The organism is Arthrobacter sp. 24S4-2 (genome assembly GCF_005280255.1).
Taxonomy (GTDB): domain Bacteria; phylum Actinomycetota; class Actinomycetes; order Actinomycetales; family Micrococcaceae; genus Arthrobacter.
In genome coordinates this window covers 3,882,463-3,903,140 of the sequence record NZ_CP040018.1, presented here as the reverse complement: position 1 = coordinate 3,903,140, position 20,678 = coordinate 3,882,463, and the positions used below count along the sequence as shown (strand labels likewise).

The window sequence follows — 20,678 nt, the reverse complement described above, 5'->3', positions numbered from 1 at the left end:
GTCACAGTTTGGCAACAGAGTTCCATTATCTGGACATGTTGGGGTTAGGCTACTCACTTATGTATGCCACGTCACAGGACACCTCTGTGCCTGGGCCTGCGGGGAAAACACGATTTTCTTTACTCAACTCCCACAACTCATAGGAGGCGGAATGCGTTTTTCGCGCACTTCCAAAGCACTGGGCATGGTTGCCATCGCAGCCCTTGCCCTGACCGGATGCGGCGCCGGAGGCGGCGCTGCGGACGGTGCCAGCCAGGCTGCCGGCGACCCCAACAAGGTCATCACCGCGTACAGCAATGAACCGCAGCACCCCCTGATGCCCGCCGACACCAGCGAAGTTTACGGTGGCCGCGTGGTTGAGCTCCTGTTCGAGGGCCTGCGCAGCTACGACCCCAGCGGCAAGTCGGTCAACGCGCTGGCTGAATCCATCGAATCCCCGGACGGCCAGAACTACACCATCAAGGTGAAGTCAGGCAGCAAGTTCACCAACGGCGAGGCCGTAACGGCCAAGAGCTTCGTTGATGCCTGGAACTTCGCCGCGCTGAGCACCAACGCTCAGAACAACAGCAGCTTCTTCGAATCCATCGAGGGCTACGACGCCGTCAGTGCCACCAAGACCGAGAAGGGCGCGGACGGCAAGGACACCGACGTTCCGGCCCCCACCGCGCAGACTCTCTCAGGCCTGGTACTCAAGGACGATTCCACCATCACCGTCAAGCTGGCACAGCCTGAAGCCGACTGGCCGCTGCGCCTCGGCTACTCGGCCTTCATGCCACTGCCCGCGGACGCCATCAAGGACCCGAAGAAGTTCGGCGAGAACCCGATCGGCAACGGTCCGTACAAGATGGTCAAGGAAGGCTCCTGGCAGCACGACAGCCAGATCGAACTGGTCAAGAACGCCGACTACGAGGGCCCGCGCACTGCCAAGAACGGCGGCGTGACCTTCAAGTTCTACACTGATCCGGCTCCGGCCTACACCGACATCCAGGCAAACAACCTCGACGTCACGGACGTTCTGCCGACCGACGCCCTCAAGACCTACACCACGGACTTCCCTGAGAACCACCTCAACAAGCCGTACGCAGGCAACTCCACCCTGAACATCCCGGGCTACATGCCCGAGTTCCAGGGCGAAGCAGGCAAGCTCCGCCGCCAGGCCCTCTCCATGGCCATCAACCGCGAAGAGATCACCAAGGTCATCTTCTCCGGCACGCGCATCCCTGCCAAGGACTTCACGTCCCCGGCCGTTGACGGCTACAACGACAATGTTGCCGGCTCCGACGTCCTCAAGTTCGACGCCGCCAAGGCCAAGGAACTGTGGACCAAAGCTGACGCCATCAGCCCGTGGCCCGCTGGCAAGACCCTGCAGCTTGCCTACAACACTGACGGCGGCAACAAGGAATGGATCGACGCCGTTGCCAACAACTTCAAGAACAACCTGGGAATCAAGGCCGAAGGCCAGCCGTTCGCCAAGTTCGCTGAAATCCTGAAGCTGCGCACCGCCAAGAACCTGCCGGGCCTGACCCGTGCAGGCTGGCAAGCCGACTACCCGTCGCTGTACAACTTCCTGGGCCCGCTCCTGAAGTCCGGCGCCAGCGCCAACTACGAGGGATACACGAACCCTGAGTTCGACAAGCTCCTCACCGAAGGCCTGGGCGCCAAGTCCACGGACGACGCCAACAAGAAGTTCACCCAGGCCCAGGAGATCCTCTTCCAGGAACTCCCGAACCTGCCGCTGTGGTACTCCGCACGCCAGGCCGTCTGGAGCCAGAACGTCAGCAACGTTGACTCTGGCTGGAACGGTGTTCTGCAGTACTGGGCCATCACCGCCAAGTAGTCCTCGGAACAAATCCACGTCAAAAAGCTAATGGGGGTTCGGCCACAAAGCCGGGCCCCCATAGCCTTGGAATCGGCACGAAAGCTGTCTATATGAACCCCTTAGCCCCACAAACGCTCAGGAGACGTTGCTGTGATCCAGTACATCCTCCGGCGCCTGCTGCAGATCATTCCGGTGTTCATCGGAACCACCCTGCTCGTCTACTTCATGGTTTTCGCCCTCCCGGGTGACCCAATCCGGGCGCTGTTCGGCGACCGTCCCCCCAGCGAAGCCGTCATCGCGCAGCTCCGCCAGCAGTACAACCTCGACCAGCCGTTCTGGGTGCAGTACGGGCTCTTCCTCAAGAACCTGTTCACCTTCAACCTCGGAGTCGATTTCACCGGCCAGCCGATTGCGGCGTCCCTGGGCCGGATTTTCCCGGTCACCGTCATGCTGGCCGTCGAAGCCCTCATCATCCAGACTGTCTTTGGCGTGACATTCGGCCTCATCGCCGGGCTCCGCAAGGGCCGGATCTTCGATGCCACGGTGCTTATCGCGTCCCTGGTGGTCATCGCCATCCCCACGTTTGTACTCGGCTTCGTCCTGCAGTTGCTGGTCGGTGTGCAGCTCGGCTGGGCCAAACCCACCGTGGGGGCCAGCGCGGACTGGGGCAACCTGATCCTGCCGGCCACCGTGCTGGGACTGGTGTCCTTCGCTTACGTCCTGCGGCTCACGCGCGCATCGGTCATCGAAAACATGAACGCCGACTATGTGCGCACCGCCACCGCGAAAGGCCTGTCACGGCCCCGCGTTGTGGTGACCCATATCCTGCGCAATTCAATGATTCCGGTCATCACGTACCTGGGCGCCAGCCTCGGTGGCCTGATGGGCGGCGCTATCGTCACGGAGAGCATCTTTAACGTCCCGGGCGTCGGCCAGAAGCTGTTCCAGGCCGTCATCCGCAGCGAGGGCCCCACTGTCGTCGCGATTGTCAGCGTCCTGGTGCTTGTCTTCGTCATTGCCAACCTGTTGGTCGATTTGCTGTACGCCTGGCTTGATCCGAGGATCCGTTATGAAAACTAATCGCGTAATCGAGCACTTTGTTGCCCCCGTGGAGGAGACCCCTCTGCTCGCAACAGACTCGCTCAAAACAGACCAGGCGCCGCTGAGCCTCTGGGCAGATGCCTGGCGCAAGCTCCGCCGTCGTCCGCTGTTCATCATCGCCACAATGATGATCGCCCTGATCATCATTGTGGCGATCTTTCCGGGACTGTTCACCCAAGTGGCGCCCAACGACAACTGCCAGCTGGCGAATTCCGACGGCGCTCCGGCATCCGGGCATCCCCTCGGCTTCACCTTCCAGGGCTGTGACGTGTACTCCCGCATCATCCACGGCACCCAGGCATCGCTGATGGTGGGCGTCTTCTCGGTGCTGTTCGTCCTCATCATCGGGGTCACCCTCGGCGCCCTCGCCGGGTTCTACGGGGGCTGGATCGACGCTGTCATCGCCCGTCTCGGCGACATCTTCTTCGCCCTGCCGCTTATTTTGGGCGCGCTGGTTGTCTCGCAGCTTCCGTTCATGCGTGAAAACCGGGGCGTGTGGACTGTGGTCATGGTCCTGGTGGTCCTGGGCTGGCCGCAGATGGCCCGCATTACGCGCGGAGCCGTGATCGAAGTGCGCAACGCCGACTTCGTGACCGCTGCGCGTTCGCTCGGCGTTTCCCGCCTGGGCTCACTCGTCAGGCACGTGCTGCCGAACGCCCTCGCGCCGATCATTGTCCTGGCCACCATGGAGCTCGGCGTCTTCATCGTCGCGGAAGCCACGCTGTCCTTCATCGGCATCGGGCTTCCCGGCAGCATCATGTCCTGGGGCAACGACATCGCGGCCGCCAAGTCCTCTGTCCGCACCAACCCGGCGATCCTGCTCTACCCGGCAATGGCGCTGTCCGTCACCGTCCTGAGCTTTATCATGCTCGGCGACGCCCTGCGCGACGCCCTCGACCCGAAGAGCCGTCAACGATGAACGAGGCAATCATGACAACGTCCGATGTCAGAATCAGTGAGGCCGGCCTCACGGATAAACCGCTCCTGGAAATCCGCGACCTGGCGATTTCCTTCAAAACCGGGTCCGGCGAAGTCCAGGCCGTCCGGAATGCCCACCTGACCATCATGCCGGGTGAAACGGTCGCAATTGTGGGGGAGTCGGGCTCCGGAAAATCGACGACGGCGCTGGCCGCCATCGGGCTGCTGCCCGGCAACGGCCGGGTTTCCGGCGGGCAGATCCTGCTCGACGGCGAGGACATTTCCCATGCCTCCGAAAAGCGCATGATCGAGCTGCGCGGCAACACCATCGGCATGGTCCCGCAGGACCCGATGTCCAACCTGAACCCGGTCTGGAAGATCGGCTACCAGGTCAAGGAAACGCTGCGGGCCAACGGCCGTCCGAGCGGACCGGCAGACGTTGCGAAGGTTCTCGCCCAGGCGGGCCTTCCCGACGCCGAACGGCGGGCGAAGCAGTACCCGCACGAGTTCTCCGGCGGCATGCGCCAGCGCGCGCTGATCGCCATCGGCCTGTCCTGCCGGCCGCGGCTGCTCATCGCCGACGAGCCCACGTCCGCGCTCGACGTGACGGTCCAGCGCCAGATCCTCGACCACCTCGAAACGATGACCTCGGAGCTGGGCACGTCCGTGCTCCTCATCACCCACGACCTGGGCCTCGCAGCCGAACGCGCCGACAAGGTGGTGGTGATGTACCGGGGCAACGTGGTGGAAGCCGGTCCGTCGCTGGAACTGCTGCAGAACCCGCAGCACCCGTACACGCGGCGGCTCGTGGCCTCGGCACCGTCCCTTGCTTCCCGGCGCATCCAGGTGGCCAAGGAACTCGGTCTCGAGTCGGACGAACTGCTCGCTCCCGGCGAGGCCGTCGTCGAGCCGACCATGACTGAAGACGTGCTGCAGATCCAGAACCTGAAAAAGGTCTTCAAGCTGCGTTTCGGCTTCGGGAAATCGACCGACTTCACCGCGGTGGACGACGTTTCCTTCAGCGTCAAGCGGGGCACCACGACGGCGATTGTCGGGGAGTCTGGTTCCGGCAAGTCCACCGTCGCGCAGATGGTGCTGAACCTGCTGCAGCCCACGTCAGGCAGGATCGTGTTCGACGGCGTGGACACGTCCACGCTCAACAACAAGGAGATCTTCGCGTTCCGCCGGCGCGTGCAGCCGATCTTCCAGGATCCGTATGGCTCCCTGGACCCGATGTACAACATCTTCCGGACCATCGAGGAACCGCTGCGGACCCACAGGATCGGGGACAAGGCCAGCCGCGAGAAGAAGGTCCGCGAACTGTTGGACCAGGTTGCCCTGCCGCAGTCCACCATGCAGCGGTACCCGAACGAGCTCTCGGGCGGCCAGCGGCAGCGCGTCGCCATTGCGCGGGCACTGGCCCTCGACCCGGAAGTGATCATCTGTGATGAAGCTGTCTCGGCTTTGGACGTGCTGGTGCAGGCGCAGGTGCTGAACCTGCTCGCTGAGCTGCAGTCCCGGCTGGGCCTGACCTACTTGTTTATCACCCATGACCTCGCCGTGGTCCGTCAGATCGCGGACCACGTGTGTGTCATGGAGCAGGGCAAGCTAGTGGAGACCGGGTCGACGGACGACGTCTTCGACTCGCCGCAGCAGGAGTACACGAAGGCACTGCTTAACGCCATCCCGGGAGCGCGGCTGATGCTGCCGCCCGAAGTTGCCTGAGGCATCCGCATAGCAAAGGAGCCGGTATCCAAGCCCAAGGGCTTGGATACCGGCTCCTTTTTGTACTTTGTACACTGCCCGGCACACGGTCAGGCTGAATCCAGTTGGCGCATCGAGTTGCCCCGCGTTCGGTGACCCGGTTCAGTTGATGGGCAAGGCCGAGGTGACCTGTTCAGGAGGGGCCTCGAGTCCCAGCTCCTTCAGCCGGGTTGCCAGGAGCGCACCCAGGGCCTTGTGGCCGGTGTTGTTCATGTGAACGCCGTCCGCCAGCTCTTTGGCCAGGTTGTATTTGGTCAGCCAGTCGCCGACGCTGACAAACGGGATGGCGTGCTTGGCCGCCACCGTACCCAGCAGGGCATCAACCTGGGACCGGCGGCCGCCGCCGTAATTGATGCCGCGGGCCAGCGTGCCGATCATGGCGAACTTGGCGCCAGCGTAACGCTGCTTGAGCGATGAGATCAGCCGCTCGGCATTGACCACGATCTGGGCGTCCGTCGCTCCGCGGGCTGCGTCGTTTCCGCCGCCCTCGATGACCACCAGCGCAGGGGAACCGTACGGGAGCTGCCAGTCACCGCGCTGCAGGGCATCGATGTAGTTTCCGGTCTTGCCGTTCGCGGCCACAAATCCGGTACCGCCGCGGCCGCAGAAGAAGACGTTGTAGCCCATCGCGGCCAGCCCCTGGCGGGGCCAGCCCAGCTCAGGTTCAGACTGGGAGTCGCCGATCAGCACGGCGGTCCGCCTGATGTTGGCCACGATGACCTCGTTGCGGCCGTTCGCCGGGTTCTTGTAAACAGACCCGGGAATCATGGTGCTCGGATCCAGCGCCGGGACCAGCTGCGATTTCGCTCCGGAGCCGGCCGCCACCGGTTCGCCCGGCGCCGCTGCGGCAGGTGCGGCACCCGATTTGCGGGGAGTGGCCTGACCTGACGCCTGGGCAGCCGGTTGTGCGGCCGCCGTGCTTGCTGCGGGCGCGGTCGAATCCCGGGCGGCAGCTGTTGTGTTTGGTGCCTGACCGCAGCCGGCCATCAGAACGCCGATGGCGATCATAGGTGCGACCAAGCGGGTCAGAGCCGAGGCGTTTCGCATCTATGGTCTCCGGGCTTTGCTTGCTGTTATCACCGTAATGATGGGGCATAGGGTTAGGAAAATCCAGCGATTTTACCGACTGTTCACCGTGGCGCGGTGACGATCCGGTAACAGGGGCCGGAACGGCGCCGTTATAGGGGTTGGGGGCGGCTGGTTTCGGGTTTTTAGGCCAATAAATGACCTAGCGCTTAGACTAGAGGTAGGTGCCCTGTGTCAAAGGGTCTCTTCCGTCGTGCGTTCCGGTTGGAAATGTCGCGATACCACAGCTGACTTCACCACTGAATCGAGCAATAACGCATGTCTGAAACCACCACCAACACCGCGGTAGCCACTGCATCGCGCAGTGACCTGCGCAACGTCGCGATCGTGGCCCACGTTGACCACGGCAAGACCACCCTGGTCGACGCCATGCTCAAGCAGACCAACTCCTTTGCCGAGCACAACCACCTCGAAGACCGCGTCATGGACTCCGGTGACCTTGAGCGCGAAAAGGGCATCACCATCCTGGCCAAGAACACCACCGTGGCCTACAACGGACCGTCCTCCAAGGGCGAGACCATCACCATCAACGTGATTGACACCCCGGGCCACGCTGACTTCGGCGGCGAGGTTGAGCGCGGCCTGTCCATGGTTGACGGCGTGGTGCTCCTCGTTGATGCTTCCGAGGGCCCGCTGCCCCAGACCCGCTTCGTGCTGCGCAAGGCCCTGGCCGCGCACCTGCCGGTCATCCTGCTGGTCAACAAGACCGACCGCCCCGACGCGCGGATCGACGAAGTTGTCCACGAGTCCATGGACCTGCTCCTGGGCCTGGCTTCGGACCTCGCGGACGAAGTTCCGGACCTGGACCTGGACAAGATCCTCGAAGTTCCTGTCGTCTACGCAGCCGCCAAGGTTGGCCGCGCCTCCCTCGAGCAGCCGGCCGACGGCACGGCTCCGGAAAACGAGGACCTCGAGCCGCTGTTCAAGACCATCATCGAGCACATCCCCGCACCGACGTACAACCCGAACGGCGTCCTGCAGGCGCACGTCACCAACCTTGACGCCTCGCCGTTCCTGGGCCGCCTGGCTCTGCTCCGCATCTACAACGGCACCCTGCGCAAAGGCCAGACCGTCGCATGGGCACGTGCCAACGGCGAACTGAAGAACGTCAAGATCACCGAACTCCTGGCCACCAAGGCACTTGACCGCGTTCCGACCGAGTCCGCGGGCCCGGGCGAGATCGTCGCTGTCGCCGGCATCGAAGAGATCACCATCGGTGAGACCCTGACTGACGCCGAGAACCCGCAGCCGCTGCCGCTGATCACCGTGGACGATCCCGCGATCTCCATGACCATCGGTATCAACACCTCCCCGCTGGCCGGCAAGGTCAAGGGCGCCAAGGTTACGGCCCGCCAGGTGAAGGACCGCCTGGACAAGGAACTGATCGGTAACGTCTCCATCAAGGTTCTGCCCACCGAGCGTCCCGACGCCTGGGAAGTCCAGGGCCGTGGCGAGCTCGCCCTTGCCATCCTGGTTGAGCAGATGCGCCGCGAAGGCTTCGAACTGACCGTCGGCAAGCCGCAGGTGGTCACCAAGACCATCGACGGCAAGATCCACGAGCCCATGGAGCACATGACCATCGACGTGCCCGAAGAGTACCTCGGCGCCGTCACCCAGCTCATGGCTGCCCGCAAGGGCCGCATGACCAACATGGCCAACCACGGCACCGGCTGGTGCCGCATGGAATTCATCGTTCCGGCCCGTGGCCTGATCGGCTTCCGCACCAAGTTCCTCACGGACACCCGCGGCGCCGGCATCGCGGCCTCGATCTCCGAAGGCTACGAGCCGTGGGCCGGCCCGATCGAGTACCGCACCAACGGTTCAATGATCGCCGACCGCGCCGGTGTTGTGACGCCGTTCGCCATGATCAACCTGCAGGAACGTGGCTCCTTCTTCGTCAAGCCCACCTCCGAGGTCTACGAGGGCATGATCGTTGGCGAGAACTCCCGCGCCGACGACATGGACGTGAACATCACCAAGGAAAAGAAGCTCACCAACATGCGTGCCGCTTCCTCGGACACCTTCGAGAACCTGACGCCGCCGCGCGACCTGACCCTCGAAGAGTCCCTTGAATTCGCCCGCGAAGACGAGTGCGTTGAGGTTACCCCGGAGTCCATCCGCATCCGGAAGCTCATCCTGGACACCAACGAGCGTGCCAAGTCCAACCGCGCCCGCGCCAAGGTCTGATCCCGCACGTCCGGATCATCACCCTCGTGAACAATAGAGCTGCCGGCATGGCAGGCGGCATTGCCGCCGCCGTGCCGGCAGCTCTTTTTGCTGCCACGGCAGGTACCGCACTGCACCGCCAGCAGTTGATGGTGTCCGGCGTCGTCCTCCCGTGGGGTGCCGTGGCGGCGCTGGTTCTCCTCGCCTCGGTCCAACTGTTGCTCGGGGCCGCCTTCCGGTCGGCGATCCCGACGGCGGTGTGCGGGGTGCTCTGCTATGTCCTGGCCGGCTGGTTGTCGGCACTGGAGCCGGGCAAACGCCTCATTTCGGGTGACCTGCCGGGGACTCTTTGGGTTTACGGCATCGCCGGGGCAACGCTCCTGATGCTCGCCTGGTGCCGGCGCTACCGGCCGCGGCAGCCGCCGTCCTGACATCGCGTCAGGCGGACGGGGCCATCCGTTCCGCGTCATCCCGCTGTTGGGTCCCGGTGGTGCGCGATCATCAGCGAGGTGGCCTCGCCGTCGTCGTCCGCCGGGAGCGCGATGTACTCCTCGATGACGGCCCGAAGCTTCCCGAGCATTTCGTCCCGGCGGGCAGCATTGAATTTGACGCCGAGCCGCCAGACCTCGATATCCTCCGGCGGAAGATCCCTGGTCTCCTGCAGGAACGTCTCTATCAGCACGGGTGCCACGTTGTCGACGGGCGTGTGCCAGGACTTGCGGCTCGCGATGTAGGGGACTTCGACGGCGCCCCGGTTGCCTTTGCGCCGCTGCTCCGCCACCAGGAACCCGGTCCGCACGAGCGTCCTGACGTGGTGCAGGCTCGAGGCCGGATTGAGGTCGAGTAGCTCCGCGATTTCCTTATTGGTCCGGGACTGGTGCAAGCATAACCGCAGGATCCGCAGCCGCAGCGGAGAGCTAAGGGCGCGGCCTTTGGCCACAACATCTGCATCCGCGTCCTCCGCTGGCCGATCCATAAGGGAAAGTGTAACCAACAAGTGATTGGCACATGCCAATCACTCCTGCGAGGCCGACGCCGTGACCGCCCAGCCGCATCGTGATGTGTACCGCCGGCACAAACTCCTCCGGGACCCTGGTGTTCACGCTCCTGCCCCTGCTGGCCCTGGCAGCGGGCGGCTAGGGAGCGGGCTTTTAGGGAGCGGGGCGCGGGTTCCGGCGCGGCGGCGCCGGCGGAACCGGTTTGGCTGCCACCACGAGGTCCAGCGGGATGACGACGTCGGACCGCCGGGTGCGGACAGTGCATTCGGCGTCGCTCATCCCCACGAGGTCGCCCAGCGCATCCGTGAGGCCATCCGATATCCTGTAACGCACCACCACCCTGGTGCCCAGGGAGGCGCCTGCAAGGAACTGCCGGGGAGCGGGGATCTGCGAACTCACCACTTCATAGTAGGACGCTGAGCTTGTATGACGTCAGGCTTGTATGACGCGCCGCTAGGTTCGCGGGAACAGGCTGGGAGATAATAGGCTCAGAAGTCAGCAGTCCGGCGCTCAGGCCGGAAATGATCACCGGCCAGGTGCCGGACCAACGTGGAGAGGCAAGGGACGTGACGTACGTAATCGCGCAGCCGTGTGTAGATGTCAAGGACAAGGCATGTATTGAGGAGTGCCCGGTCGACTGCATCTATGAGGGCGAGCGGTCCCTCTACATCCACCCGGACGAATGCGTCGACTGCGGCGCCTGCGAGCCTGTCTGCCCCGTGGAAGCGATCTACTACGAGGACGACACCCCTGACGAGTGGGCCGACTACTACAAGGCCAATGTCGAGTTCTTTGACGAACTGGGGTCGCCGGGCGGTGCGGCCAAGGTGGGCAACACCCACACCGACCACCCGATGATTGCCGCCTTGCCGCTCCAGAACCAGGATCACTGAGGCGCCAGGCGTGACATCTGCGGTACGAAGCTTTGGCCTCAGCCTGCCCGACTACCCGTGGGAGGCCATGGCACCGTATCTTGCCAAGGCCGCGCAGCACCCCGGCGGAGCGGTAAATCTTTCAATCGGCACTCCCGTGGACCACACCCCTTCGCTGGTCCAGGAAGCGCTCCAACGGGCAGCTGACGCGCCCGGATACCCCACAGTGCATGGCACTCCGGCGCTGCGCAGGGCCATCGCGGACTGGTTTGAACGTCGCCGCGGCGTCCCAGGACTTGATCCCCGGCACGTGATGCCTACGGTCGGCTCCAAGGAACTCGTGGCGTGGCTGCCGTTCCTGCTGGGACTGAAACCGGGCGACGTCGTCGTCCGTCCTACCGTGGCGTACCCCACCTACGACATTGGTGCGACCTTCGCTGGGGCCGAACAGGTCGCCGCTGACGACCTCGACGAACTGGACGAGGACACGAGGGCCCGGGTTCGGCTCGTCTGGGTCAACTCCCCGGCCAACCCCACCGGAAGCGTCCGCGACACGGAGTCGCTCAAGCGGATAGTCGACCAGGCCCGAGCACTCGGCGCCGTGGTGGCCTCCGACGAATGCTACGCAGAACTCGGCTGGGGGGAGTGGGACGTCCAGCGGGGCGGTCAGCCGGTTCCCAGCATCCTTGATCCGCATGTGGCCGGGAGTTCCCACGAGGGCCTGCTGGCGGTGTACTCGCTGAGCAAGCAGTCCAACCTGGCGGGCTACCGTGCGGCCTTCGTGGCCGGGGATCCGGTCATCATGGCGAACCTGGTCAACAGCCGCAAGCACGCCGGCATGATTGTTCCGTACCCCGTGCAGGAAGCCATGCGCGTGGCGCTCGGCGACGACGCCCACGTGCAGGCCCAGAAGGACCTGTACCGCGGCCGGCGGGAACGGATCGTGCCGGCACTCGAGGCGTTCGGGCTGACGATTCACGAATCGCAGGCCGGGCTGTACCTGTGGTGCACTGCCGGTGAAGCCACGTGGGACACCGTGGGCAGGCTCGCCGAGATCGGCATCGTGGTGGGCCCCGGCGTTTTCTACGGCGATGCAGGCAACGGGTTTATTCGCGTGGCGCTCACGGCCGCGGACGAACGGATCGATGCGGCAGTGGCGCGGCTGACCACCGGGCCCTAACTGCCGCAGGTCCGTAACAATGGTGTGACACGCGACACAAGTGGGGCGTTTTTTGGGCATTTTGGCACTACCGGATTAGTGCCACCTTGCCAGGAGCGGTACTTTTTAACTGACTATCAATGGTGGCTTTCTACAAGAAGGTAGCCCGGCCGTTGGAATCCCTGTCCATGCAGGCTCCTCGGGCGGCTTCACCAGATGTTGGATCAAGCTTTCTACAGAGAGGCCCTGACGCCTCATGAGGAGACTCCATGACTGAGACCACCAGCGCAACCCTGCGCCATGCCGGCGGCGAGCTCGAACTCCCGCGCATCCAGGTTGTAGAAGGAAACGAAGGCTACGACGTTTCCAAGCTGCTGAAGCAGACCGGTGCCGTTGCCTTTGACCCCGGTTTCATGAACACCGCGGCCACCACGTCCGCCATCACCTACATCGACGGCGACGCCGGCATCCTGCGCTACCGCGGCTACCCGATCGAGCAGCTCGCCCAGCACTCGAGCTTCCTGGAAGTCTCTTACCTGCTCATCTACGGCAACCTGCCGACCGCCATCGAGCTGGAAGCCTTTGACCAGCGGATCCGCCACCACACCCTGCTGCACGAAGAGCTCAAGGGCTTCTTCAGCGGCTTCCCGCGGGACGCCCACCCTATGCCGGTGCTGTCCTCGGCCGTGTCCGCGCTCTCCACGTTCTACCAGGACTCGCTGGACCCGTTCAACGCCGAGCAGGTGGAGGTCTCCACCTACCGACTCTTGGCCAAGATGCCGGTCATTGCCGCCTACGCCCTGAAGAAGAGCATCGGCCAGCCGATGCTCTACCCGGACAACTCCCACAACCTCGTGGAGAACTTCCTGCGCCTGAGCTTCGGCCTCCCGGCCGAGCAGTACGAGGTGGACCCGGTAGTCGCCAAGGCGCTGGACCTGCTCCTCATCCTGCACGCCGACCACGAGCAGAACTGCTCCACCTCCACGGTCCGGCTGGTCGGCTCGTCCAACGCCAACCTCTTCGCCTCCGTGTCGGCAGGCATCAACGCCCTCTTTGGCCCCGCCCACGGCGGCGCCAACGAGGCCGTACTGAAGATGCTCCGCCAGATCCAGGCCGACGGCACCAAGCCTGAGGACTATATGGAGAAGGTCAAGAACAAGGAAGACGGCGTTCGCCTCATGGGCTTCGGACACCGCGTCTACAAGAACTACGACCCGCGTGCCAAAATCGTCAAGGCCACGGCGCACGAGATCCTCACTAAGCTCGGCGGCAACGACGAACTCCTGGAGATCGCCCTGCGCCTCGAAGAGAAGGCCCTGAATGACGATTACTTCATCCAGCGCAAGCTCTACCCCAACGTGGACTTCTACACCGGCCTGATCTACAAGGCCATGGGCTTCCCGGAGAAGATGTTCACCGTCCTGTTCGCCATCGGCCGCCTGCCCGGCTGGATTGCCCAGTGGCGCGAAATGATCAGCGATCCGAACACCAAGATCGGCCGCCCGCGCCAGCTCTACACAGGAGAGCCTGAGCGCAACTACCCGTCCGTGTAACGGGAGAGCGCCCAAATCACGACGCCGGCCACGCACCCAAGGTGCGTGGCCGGCGTCGTAGTTTAACGTCGATGCAGGGGCGTCAGGAGTCGTAACCCATCGGGTTGTTCTTCTGCCAGCGCCAATGGTCCTCGCACATCTGGTCCACGGTCTTCGTAGTGGACCAGCTCAGGTCCGCCAGCGCCGACGTGGCGTCAGCCCAGAACGCGGGAAGGTCTCCGGCCCGGCGGCCGGTGATCTCGTAGGGGAGCTCGTGGCCCACGGCCTTTTCGAAGGAGTGAAGGACCTCCAGCACCGACGAGCCCTTGCCGGAGCCGAGGTTCCAGCGGAACACCCCCGTGCGGTCAGCCACGTGGTTCAGGGCCGCAACATGGCCCTCGGCGAGGTCGACGACGTGGATGTAGTCACGCAGGCACGTGCCGTCGGGCGTGTCGTAGTCGCCGCCGAAGACCATCAGCTTGTCGCGGCGGCCCACTGCGACCTGGGCGATGAAGGGAACGAGGTTGTTGGGAATGCCCTGGGGGTCTTCGCCGATCCGGCCGGACGGGTGTGCGCCCACCGGGTTGAAGTAGCGCAGGAGCGCGATGTGCCAGCGGTCGTCAGCAGCGCCGAGGTCCGAGAGGATGTCCTCGATCTGTTCCTTGGTCCGCCCGTAGGGGTTGTTGGCGCCGATCTCCATTTTCTCGACGTACGGGATGGGGTTGTGCTCGCCGTACACCGTGGCTGAGGAGCTGAACACCAGCGACCGGACATCGTGACGGTCCATCACCCGGATCAGGTTCAGTGTGCCCACGAGGTTGTTGTAGTAGTACTTCAGCGGCCCGCGGACTGATTCGCCCACCGCCTTGAGGCCGGCGAAGTGGATCACCGCGTCGATCCGCTCCCGGGCGAAAACGGCATCGACAGCGGCCTCGTCCACCAGATCAACGTTATGGAACGCCGCTTCCTTGCCGCTGAGCTCGGCCACGCGGCGCAGCGACTCCTCGCTTGAATTGACCAGGTTGTCGATGACCACTACCTCATGGCCGGCTTCCTGCAGGGACAGAACTGTGTGCGAACCGATATAGCCGGTGCCGCCCGTAACCAGAATTCTCATGGGCTCAACGCTATCCCAATTAATAGGGCTTCCGCCCGTGTTGCCCACACCTTGGCGGCACAACCGTGCTAAATAATAGGGGTGCCCAAAATTGTCGATGCCGCAGCCCGGCGACAGGAAGTTGTCGAAGCAGTGTTCAGGATCATCGCGGCGGACGGGCTGGAACGTGCCTCACTCCGCGAAGTCGCGGATGAGGCCGGGCTGGCGGTTGGCTCCGTCCGGCACTATTTCGCCAGCAGCGAGGATCTGTTGGCCCACTCCTTCGGGGTGGTGGTGGACAGGGTCACCGGACGCCTGGCCGGGTCCCGGGAGCACCTCGAGTCGCTGGTGCCGGGGACACAGGAACACCGCGACGGCGTGTTAACACTCCTGGGCCAGTTCCTCCCGCTGGACGAGGAACGGGCCGTGGATGCCTGCGTGTGGATGGCGTTCAAGAACGCGGCAAGGATCAGGCCGTTCCTGGCAGCGGAGGCCGACCGCAGCCACCGTGCCGTGGCCGCTGCCGTGGGGTGGCTGGTCATGGAACTTCGCGCACCGGGCAAGGCCGGGTGCGACGACGGCGAGGCCCAGCAATCGCTGGTGACCGAAGCCGAGCGGCTGCTGGCCACCCTGGACGGACTGACGATGCACGCGCTCCTTCAGCCGGAATGGATGACCGCGGAAATGTGCCGGGACGTCCTGGCGTCCCATCTTGAGAGCCTTGGCCAGTCGCTGGCAAGCCATTAACGTCAGTAGTCATCAGGAATACACTGAGACAGTAAACATGCCAAGGGAGGCCATTCGGATGCACCACACAGGCGGTCCTGGCTGGCGAATCACGATGGACACTTCGGGTCCCATGCTCATTGCACTGTATGTCCGAGACGCCGCCGGACTGGACAGTGCGGGCCAGCCGGCGCTCTGTCACATGGCACCCAAAATCCGTCCGGTGGATCACAGCAATCTCACATCCGATGTGGGCGGGATCAGCGCCCTGAAGACCGAGTGGGAAGCGTGGTGGGAGCAGCTGCTCAAAGGGCATCCGAAAATGACCCCGGAAGTGACGCCGCCCGAATTTGAGGCCTTCGGCAACTCGCCGGCCCTGCGTCGGGTGCTTCAGGCGCACTTTGGTTCAGCGTTGACCTGGGCACGGGAGCGCCGGGCCGAGTACGCAGCACTGGAAGCGGAACGGGAGGCCAGCGGGGCACCGCAGCTTCTGGGCGACATGGTGGAGGACAGGCTGCTGGAAGTGGGCCGCGGCTCGCGGGACTTCACGCTGACCATCATCGAACTCCCGCTGACTGAACCACGGGCGTGGTACCTGGAACCGGACAAGATCATCATGAGCAATGAACTCCTGACCCAGCCCGAGGTGTTCCGAAGTTACGTGCAGCCTGTGGTGGAGCTGCTCGTCTGAGAAAGGATCAGGGCGAGCCCGTGGCTACTGTGACCGTGACCTGGCCCGGCTGCACGTCCGAGGCCTGCCAGCCGTTCCTGGCCGTCCGGTGCCAGCTATGGCCGTCCACAGCCACGTCTGTCACGGCCAACGACTTCGCGTTCGCCACCGCCCATTGGCCGACGGCCCAGGCCTGGCTGCCGCTGGCTTCGAGGACGATGGTGCTTCCGTCCGCTGATGCCGGGACGTCGCCGAAGGCGGCCGTCAGCTCGGTGAGGACGGCCTGCGCGTCGCCGGGGCCTTCGGGAGACTTGAGGGTGCAGTCCAGGGCTTCGGCGGCCTGTCCGGTCAGGGCTGAGGCGAAGGCCCGGCCCATGTCCTCGTGCTCGGCATAGGCTTGCGGGTAGGCGGACCGCTGGACCCGCTGCGCGGCGGCCGTTATTTCCAACGACTCGTACCCGGGGATCTTGACCAGGGCGTCGTAGAACGCCCCGGTCGAATGGTAGGGGTCCATCACCTGCTCCGCGGTGCCCCAGCCCTGCGAGGGCCGCTGCTGGAACAGCCCCCGGGAATCCGGGCCCGCCTGGTCACCGTGCCCGATGTTCCTGAGCTTCGATTCCTGCATCGCGGTGGCGAGGGCAACGCTCGCCGCCCGCGGCGGCAGCCCCCGGCGAACCGCTACGGCAGAGATCAGCGCGGCGTTTGCCGCCTGGTCGGTAGCCAGCTCGGCTTTCAGGGATCCCACAGTTGCGGTGCACTTCTCGGCCACAAGTGTTTCCGAGCGCTGGATGAAAGCCACCGCGGTGTAGACGCCGCCGCCGATCAGGGCCAGGGCCAAGCCCAGCACAAGCAGGCGGCGCAGGCCACGTCTCCGTGACAAGAAGTTACTCCCTCAGGCCCTGGACGGGCCGGTTGAACATCTGCGGGCGGGCGGAATCAGTTTGCGTGGAGTGCCTCGTTGAGTTCCACGGTCTGGCCCTTGCGGGGGAGCACCTCGACGGCACCGCTGGTGGAGTTGCGGCGGAACAGCAGGTTGGGTACGCCGGAAAGCTCCACGGCCTTCACCACCCGGGTGGTGTCTTCGCCGTCGGCGTCCTTCGGCCCGATCACGCGGACGCGGGTCCCGGCGGTGACGTAGAGGCCTGCCTCAACAACCGAGTCGTCGCCGATGCTGATCCCGACGCCGGAGTTGGCGCCAAGCAGCACGCGCTCACCAAGGGAGATCTTCTCCTTGCCGCCACCGGACAGCGTGCCCATGATCGAGGCACCGCCGCCAACGTCCGTGCCGTCGCCTGTCACGACTCCGGCGGAGATGCGGCCTTCCACCATGGAAGTGCCCAGGGTGCCGGCGTTGAAGTTGACGAACCCTTCGTGCATCACGGTGGTGCCTTCGGCCAGGTGGGCGCCAAGGCGCACGCGGTCTGCGTCGGCAATCCGGACACCGGCGGGTACCACGTAGTCCACCATGCGCGGGAACTTGTCCACGCCGTACACCGTCACGGCGCCGCGCCTGCGCAGCTTTGCCCGGGTCAGTTCGAAGCCGTCAACTGAGGCCGGGCCGAAGTTCGTCCACACGACGTTGGGGAGCTTGCCGAAGATGCCGTCCAGGTTGATGGTGTTCGGCTGGACCAGGCGGTGCGAGAGCAGGTGGAGGCGGAGGTAGGCGTCCGCGGTATCGGCCGGGGCTTCGTCGAGCTTGATCTGGACAAAAACCACCTGCTGCTCGGTGCTGCGGTCCGCATCAGCGCCAGCGGCGGCGATCTCGGCCAGCACTGGATCCGCGTTTCCCACGTCCCGGAGGCTGTCCGCTGCGGTTCCAAGGGCCGGCGCTGGATACCAGACGTCCAGGACAGTGCCCTCGCCCTTGAGCGTCGAAATGGTGGCCACACCGTAGCCATAGGCGGAGCGGGCGTCAACGGACGCGGAACGGTCAGCGGGCACAGCGGAAGCAGCAGCGGTTTCAGTCATGGCTCCAGTCTATCGAGAGGCAGGAGCAGGACTCGAACTAGACTGGCTTCGTGACTGCTCAAACCTCCACTGTCCGCCTGGATCTCCGCCAGGACGTTGCCCTCCTCACCGCCGCGCTGCTGGATATCAACAGTGTCTCCGGCAACGAGAAGGACCTGGCCGACGCCGTCGAACACGGGCTGCGGAAAATTCCGCAGCTTAGCGTCGTGCGGGACGGTGATTCGCTCATTGCCCGCACCGCCCTTGGCCGCGCTGAGCGGGTGATCCTGGCCGGGCACCTGGACACAGTGCCCCTGCCCACCACCGAAGGGTCCCTGGGCACTGTGCCCTCGTTCTGGCCGTCCGGCGCCCCGGGGAGGGCCTCCTCTACGGCCGCGGCGCCACGGACATGAAAGGCGGGGTGGCTGTTCAGCTCGCCCTGGCGGCGTCAGTGTTCGACGGCGGCGCGGAGCCCAGCAAGGATGTCACGTTCGTGTTCTACGACCACGAGGAAGTGGAAGCCGTCAAGAGCGGACTGGGCCGCCTGGTACGCAACCACGGCGGGCTGCTCGACGGCGACTTCGCCATCCTGCTGGAGCCTACCCATGGCACCGTGGAAGGTGGCTGCAACGGCACCATGCGGTTTGAAGCAACCACTATCGGCGAGGCGGCGCATTCCGCCAGGGCCTGGATGGGAAGCAACGCCATCCACGCGGCGGCGCCCATCCTCGCCCGCCTGGCCGCCTATGAACCGGCCACCATCAACGTGGACGGCCTGGACTACCGGGAAAGCCTCAATGCGGTGAAGATCAACGGAGGCACGGCCGGCAACGTCATTCCGGACCGCTGCGTCGTGGAAATCAATTACCGCTTTGCTCCGGATAAAACGCCCGACCAGGCCGAAGCCCACGTCCGCGAACTCCTTGACGGGTTCGACGTCGTCAAAACGGACAGCGCCGCCGGGGCACGGCCCGGGCTGAACCACCCCGCGGCGGCGTCCTTCGTGGCCGCTGTCGGGGCGGAGCCCAAGCCCAAGTACGGCTGGACCGACGTCGCGCGTTTCAGCGAGCTGGGCATCCCGGCGGTTAACTTCGGTCCCGGTGACCCGCTGCTGGCGCACAAGGACAACGAACACGTCGACGCGGACGCCATCCGTGAGTGCCTGCGGGCGCTGCGGACCTGGCTGGGCTGACAACTCGCCCACGCCGGCAAGCAAAAATGAAGGGCCCGGATCCGCCGACGCGGATCCGGGCCCTTTATTGATTTGCCAGGAACTATTTGGCGGCCGTTTCAACGGCGGCGGCTTCAGCCTTGGCCACACCGCCGGCGGCCTTCTGGGAGCCGCGGCGTTCGATCCAGACAGCGATGCGGGATACGCAAATGTTGATCGCGATGTAGATCGCCGCTGCCACGAAGAAGATCGGAAACAGGAAAGCGTTGCCCAGGAAGTCCGCCATGACCTGTACGGCCCGAAGCAGCTCGCCGTAGGCCACGATGTAGCCCAGTGATGTGTCCTTCAGAAGGACCACCAGCTGAGCTACCAGCGATGGCATCATGCGTCGGACGGCCTGTGGCAGCTCGATCAGCATCCGGGACTGGAAGCTGGTCAGGCCAATGGTCAGGCCGGCCTCCCGCTGTCCCTTGGGCAGTGATTGAATGCCAGCCCGTAGAATTTCCGCGAAGATGGCCGCGTTGTACAAGACAAGCCCAGCCACCACTGCAACGAAGGAACTCGTACCAAATACCAGCAGGACGAAGAGCATCATCAGGACAACCGGCATGCCACGAAGGAACTCGAGGACCACCCTGATGGGAATCCGGATCCACGCGACCAGGGAGATACGCAGCAGGCAGAGCAAGAGGCCGAGGGGAAATGCAATGACGGCGGCAAGGGCGGCGGCGCTAAGTGTGGCCCCGATGCCCTTGCCGAGCAGGGTCCACACATCCGCGCGGGTGAAGATCGCCCAGCGGCGTCCTTCGAAAATGCCCTGTTGCGCGAGAATCATGACGATCCATGCGAGCAGTCCAACGATGAGGACAGCTCCGACCACGGAGCCGATCAGGGAAACCCGGCGCGCCTTGGGGCCGGGAACGTCGTAGAGGACTGAACTCATCGGGCAATCGCCACCTTTCGTTCCACCGTGCTGGCCAGGACGCCCAGCGGAACGGTGAGGAGCAGATAGAAGAAGGCAACGCCCAGGAGCACGGCCATAACTTGGTCTCCGTTGGCGTTGGCCATTTGGCGGCCGTAGCCGAACAGCTCCAGGACGAAGAACGCGCCGGCGACGGAGGAATTCTTGACGAGAGCTATCAGGATGTTGATCATGGGCGGGATCACCGTCCGCAGGGCCTGCGGCAGGATGATGAGGGACAGCACTTGGCCGAACTTCATGCCGATGCTGCGCGCGGCCTCGGCCTGGCCGACCGGGACGCTGTTGACACCTGAGCGGACAGCTTCGGCAATGAAGGCTGCTGTGTAGGCGCTGAGAGCGATGATGGCGGCGACCTCAAACTGCGGAAACGTCACCCCGAGGCGGGGCAAAACGATCGCTGCAAAGAAAAAGGCAATGGTCAGGGGAGTGTTCCGGAGGACTTCGACGTAGACGGTGCTGAAACCGCGGAGGGCTGCAACTGGCGACACGCGGGCTGCGGCCAGGAGTGTTCCGACTACCAGCGCGATGATCCCGGAGACGACAGATAGGAAAAGGGTGCGGAGAAGGCCTTCCCAATACAGCGGGAGGTTTTCAATGATGACGTCCATAGGATCCTTCGGCTCTGGGCGTAGGCGGGAGAAAACGGGGTGGCGGTTGCCGGGGATGCGCGC

At 64.5% G+C, this 20,678-nt stretch carries 19 protein-coding genes and 1 pseudogene; 12 read left to right on the top strand and 8 right to left on the bottom strand.

The window, feature by feature from the left end:
- Nucleotides 1–151: 151 nt before the first annotated feature.
- From FCN77_RS18090 to FCN77_RS18075, 4 genes are all read left to right on the top strand, one after another.
- Complete coding sequence (locus FCN77_RS18090) at nucleotides 152–1,837, top strand: ABC transporter substrate-binding protein (RefSeq protein WP_137323388.1); 1,686 nt, start codon at nucleotides 152–154, stop codon at nucleotides 1,835–1,837.
- A 132-nt stretch (nucleotides 1,838–1,969) separates the two neighbouring features.
- On the top strand, nucleotides 1,970–2,899 hold the full coding sequence (locus FCN77_RS18085) for an ABC transporter permease (protein WP_137323387.1): 930 nt from the start codon (nucleotides 1,970–1,972) through the stop codon (nucleotides 2,897–2,899).
- Nucleotides 2,889–3,839: an ABC transporter permease gene (locus FCN77_RS18080; protein ID WP_137323386.1), complete on the top strand. Its 951-nt coding sequence runs from the start codon at nucleotides 2,889–2,891 to the stop codon at nucleotides 3,837–3,839. The genes FCN77_RS18085 and FCN77_RS18080 overlap by 11 nt, the downstream gene beginning before the upstream one ends.
- Nucleotides 3,840–3,850: 11 nt before the next feature.
- The gene (locus FCN77_RS18075) at nucleotides 3,851–5,563 is read left to right on the top strand and encodes an ABC transporter ATP-binding protein (RefSeq protein ID WP_137323385.1); all 1,713 of its coding nucleotides are present in this window, start codon (nucleotides 3,851–3,853) and stop codon (nucleotides 5,561–5,563) included.
- Between the two features lie 141 nt (nucleotides 5,564–5,704).
- Here FCN77_RS18075 and FCN77_RS18070 read toward each other — a convergent pair whose 3' ends face one another.
- A complete protein-coding gene (locus FCN77_RS18070) occupies nucleotides 5,705–6,610 on the bottom strand; it encodes an SGNH/GDSL hydrolase family protein (protein WP_254678616.1) in 906 nt (301 codons plus the stop codon).
- 336 nt (nucleotides 6,611–6,946) lie between these two features.
- Between FCN77_RS18070 and typA the strand changes: the two genes are divergently transcribed.
- Nucleotides 6,947–8,875 carry a translational GTPase TypA gene (typA, locus tag FCN77_RS18065; RefSeq protein ID WP_137323383.1) on the top strand — a complete coding sequence of 643 codons (1,929 nt, stop codon included), beginning with the start codon at nucleotides 6,947–6,949 and terminating at the stop codon, nucleotides 8,873–8,875.
- Between the two features lie 26 nt (nucleotides 8,876–8,901).
- The gene (locus FCN77_RS18060) at nucleotides 8,902–9,285 is read left to right on the top strand and encodes a hypothetical protein (protein ID WP_254678615.1); all 384 of its coding nucleotides are present in this window, start codon (nucleotides 8,902–8,904) and stop codon (nucleotides 9,283–9,285) included.
- A gap of 35 nt (nucleotides 9,286–9,320) precedes the next feature.
- Here the strand turns inward: FCN77_RS18060 and FCN77_RS18055 are convergent, their stop codons facing one another.
- Together FCN77_RS18055 and FCN77_RS18050 are read right to left on the bottom strand one after the other, a co-directional pair.
- Nucleotides 9,321–9,830 carry a helix-turn-helix domain-containing protein gene (locus tag FCN77_RS18055; protein ID WP_137323382.1) on the bottom strand — a complete coding sequence of 170 codons (510 nt, stop codon included), beginning with the start codon at nucleotides 9,828–9,830 and terminating at the stop codon, nucleotides 9,321–9,323.
- A 175-nt stretch (nucleotides 9,831–10,005) separates the two neighbouring features.
- On the bottom strand, nucleotides 10,006–10,251 hold the full coding sequence (locus tag FCN77_RS18050) for a hypothetical protein (protein WP_254678614.1): 246 nt from the start codon (nucleotides 10,249–10,251) through the stop codon (nucleotides 10,006–10,008).
- 167 nt (nucleotides 10,252–10,418) lie between these two features.
- On the opposite strand from FCN77_RS18050, the gene fdxA reads away from it, so the two are divergent.
- The 3 genes from fdxA (at nucleotide 10,419) to FCN77_RS18035 (ending at nucleotide 13,436) form a co-directional block, all read left to right on the top strand.
- A complete protein-coding gene (fdxA, locus tag FCN77_RS18045; RefSeq protein WP_137323381.1) occupies nucleotides 10,419–10,745 on the top strand; it encodes a ferredoxin in 327 nt (108 codons plus the stop codon).
- A gap of 10 nt (nucleotides 10,746–10,755) precedes the next feature.
- Complete coding sequence (gene dapC / locus FCN77_RS18040; protein WP_137323380.1) at nucleotides 10,756–11,904, top strand: succinyldiaminopimelate transaminase; 1,149 nt, start codon at nucleotides 10,756–10,758, stop codon at nucleotides 11,902–11,904.
- A gap of 248 nt (nucleotides 11,905–12,152) precedes the next feature.
- Nucleotides 12,153–13,436: a citrate synthase gene (locus FCN77_RS18035; RefSeq protein WP_137323379.1), complete on the top strand. Its 1,284-nt coding sequence runs from the start codon at nucleotides 12,153–12,155 to the stop codon at nucleotides 13,434–13,436.
- 82 nt (nucleotides 13,437–13,518) lie between these two features.
- Here the strand turns inward: FCN77_RS18035 and galE are convergent, their stop codons facing one another.
- Entirely contained in the window at nucleotides 13,519–14,532 is a 1,014-nt protein-coding gene (gene galE / locus FCN77_RS18030) for a UDP-glucose 4-epimerase GalE (RefSeq protein ID WP_137323378.1), read from the bottom strand.
- Nucleotides 14,533–14,613: 81 nt separating this feature from the next.
- On the opposite strand from galE, the gene FCN77_RS18025 reads away from it, so the two are divergent.
- Together FCN77_RS18025 and FCN77_RS18020 are read left to right on the top strand one after the other, a co-directional pair.
- Nucleotides 14,614–15,258, top strand: a complete 645-nt coding sequence (locus FCN77_RS18025) for a TetR/AcrR family transcriptional regulator (RefSeq protein WP_137323377.1) — start codon at nucleotides 14,614–14,616, stop codon at nucleotides 15,256–15,258.
- Nucleotides 15,259–15,316: 58 nt separating this feature from the next.
- On the top strand, nucleotides 15,317–15,928 hold the full coding sequence (locus tag FCN77_RS18020; RefSeq protein WP_137323376.1) for a hypothetical protein: 612 nt from the start codon (nucleotides 15,317–15,319) through the stop codon (nucleotides 15,926–15,928).
- 7 nt (nucleotides 15,929–15,935) lie between these two features.
- Here FCN77_RS18020 and FCN77_RS18015 read toward each other — a convergent pair whose 3' ends face one another.
- Nucleotides 15,936–16,787, bottom strand: coding sequence for a hypothetical protein (locus FCN77_RS18015; RefSeq protein WP_137323375.1), 852 nt, complete (start codon nucleotides 16,785–16,787; stop codon nucleotides 15,936–15,938).
- Nucleotides 16,788–16,843: 56 nt separating this feature from the next.
- On the bottom strand, nucleotides 16,844–17,875 hold the full coding sequence (gene dapD, locus FCN77_RS18010; protein WP_137323374.1) for a 2,3,4,5-tetrahydropyridine-2,6-dicarboxylate N-succinyltransferase: 1,032 nt from the start codon (nucleotides 17,873–17,875) through the stop codon (nucleotides 16,844–16,846).
- Between the two features lie 50 nt (nucleotides 17,876–17,925).
- On the opposite strand from dapD, the pseudogene dapE reads away from it, so the two are divergent.
- Nucleotides 17,926–19,046 (top strand): annotated as a pseudogene (gene dapE, locus FCN77_RS18005) (succinyl-diaminopimelate desuccinylase).
- Nucleotides 19,047–19,128: 82 nt separating this feature from the next.
- On the opposite strand, the gene FCN77_RS18000 reads toward dapE, so the two are convergent.
- Together FCN77_RS18000 and FCN77_RS17995 are read right to left on the bottom strand one after the other, a co-directional pair.
- Nucleotides 19,129–19,968, bottom strand: a complete 840-nt coding sequence (locus FCN77_RS18000; RefSeq protein WP_137323373.1) for an ABC transporter permease subunit — start codon at nucleotides 19,966–19,968, stop codon at nucleotides 19,129–19,131.
- Nucleotides 19,965–20,615 carry an amino acid ABC transporter permease gene (locus FCN77_RS17995; RefSeq protein ID WP_137323372.1) on the bottom strand — a complete coding sequence of 217 codons (651 nt, stop codon included), beginning with the start codon at nucleotides 20,613–20,615 and terminating at the stop codon, nucleotides 19,965–19,967. Before FCN77_RS17995 ends, FCN77_RS18000 begins: the two co-directional genes overlap by 4 nt.
- Nucleotides 20,616–20,678: the final 63 nt, after the last annotated feature.

What these genes read in the sequence shown, in the direction of transcription:
- FCN77_RS18090 (WP_137323388.1), top strand. Translation starts at nt 152, where the DNA reads ATGCGTTTTTCGCGCACTTCCAAAGCACTGGGCATGGTTGCCATCGCA.
- FCN77_RS18035 (WP_137323379.1), top strand. Translation starts at nt 12,153, where the DNA reads ATGACTGAGACCACCAGCGCAACCCTGCGCCATGCCGGCGGCGAGCTC.
- FCN77_RS18055 (WP_137323382.1), bottom strand. Translation starts at nt 9,830, where the DNA reads ATGGATCGGCCAGCGGAGGACGCGGATGCAGATGTTGTGGCCAAAGGC.
- FCN77_RS18070 (WP_254678616.1), bottom strand. Translation starts at nt 6,610, where the DNA reads ATGATCGCCATCGGCGTTCTGATGGCCGGCTGCGGTCAGGCACCAAAC.
- dapD (WP_137323374.1), bottom strand. Translation starts at nt 17,875, where the DNA reads ATGACTGAAACCGCTGCTGCTTCCGCTGTGCCCGCTGACCGTTCCGCG.
- FCN77_RS18080 (WP_137323386.1), top strand. Translation starts at nt 2,889, where the DNA reads ATGAAAACTAATCGCGTAATCGAGCACTTTGTTGCCCCCGTGGAGGAG.
- typA (WP_137323383.1), top strand. Translation starts at nt 6,947, where the DNA reads ATGTCTGAAACCACCACCAACACCGCGGTAGCCACTGCATCGCGCAGT.
- FCN77_RS17995 (WP_137323372.1), bottom strand. Translation starts at nt 20,615, where the DNA reads ATGGACGTCATCATTGAAAACCTCCCGCTGTATTGGGAAGGCCTTCTC.
- galE (WP_137323378.1), bottom strand. Translation starts at nt 14,532, where the DNA reads ATGAGAATTCTGGTTACGGGCGGCACCGGCTATATCGGTTCGCACACA.
- FCN77_RS18075 (WP_137323385.1), top strand. Translation starts at nt 3,851, where the DNA reads ATGACAACGTCCGATGTCAGAATCAGTGAGGCCGGCCTCACGGATAAA.
- FCN77_RS18020 (WP_137323376.1), top strand. Translation starts at nt 15,317, where the DNA reads ATGCACCACACAGGCGGTCCTGGCTGGCGAATCACGATGGACACTTCG.
- FCN77_RS18000 (WP_137323373.1), bottom strand. Translation starts at nt 19,968, where the DNA reads ATGAGTTCAGTCCTCTACGACGTTCCCGGCCCCAAGGCGCGCCGGGTT.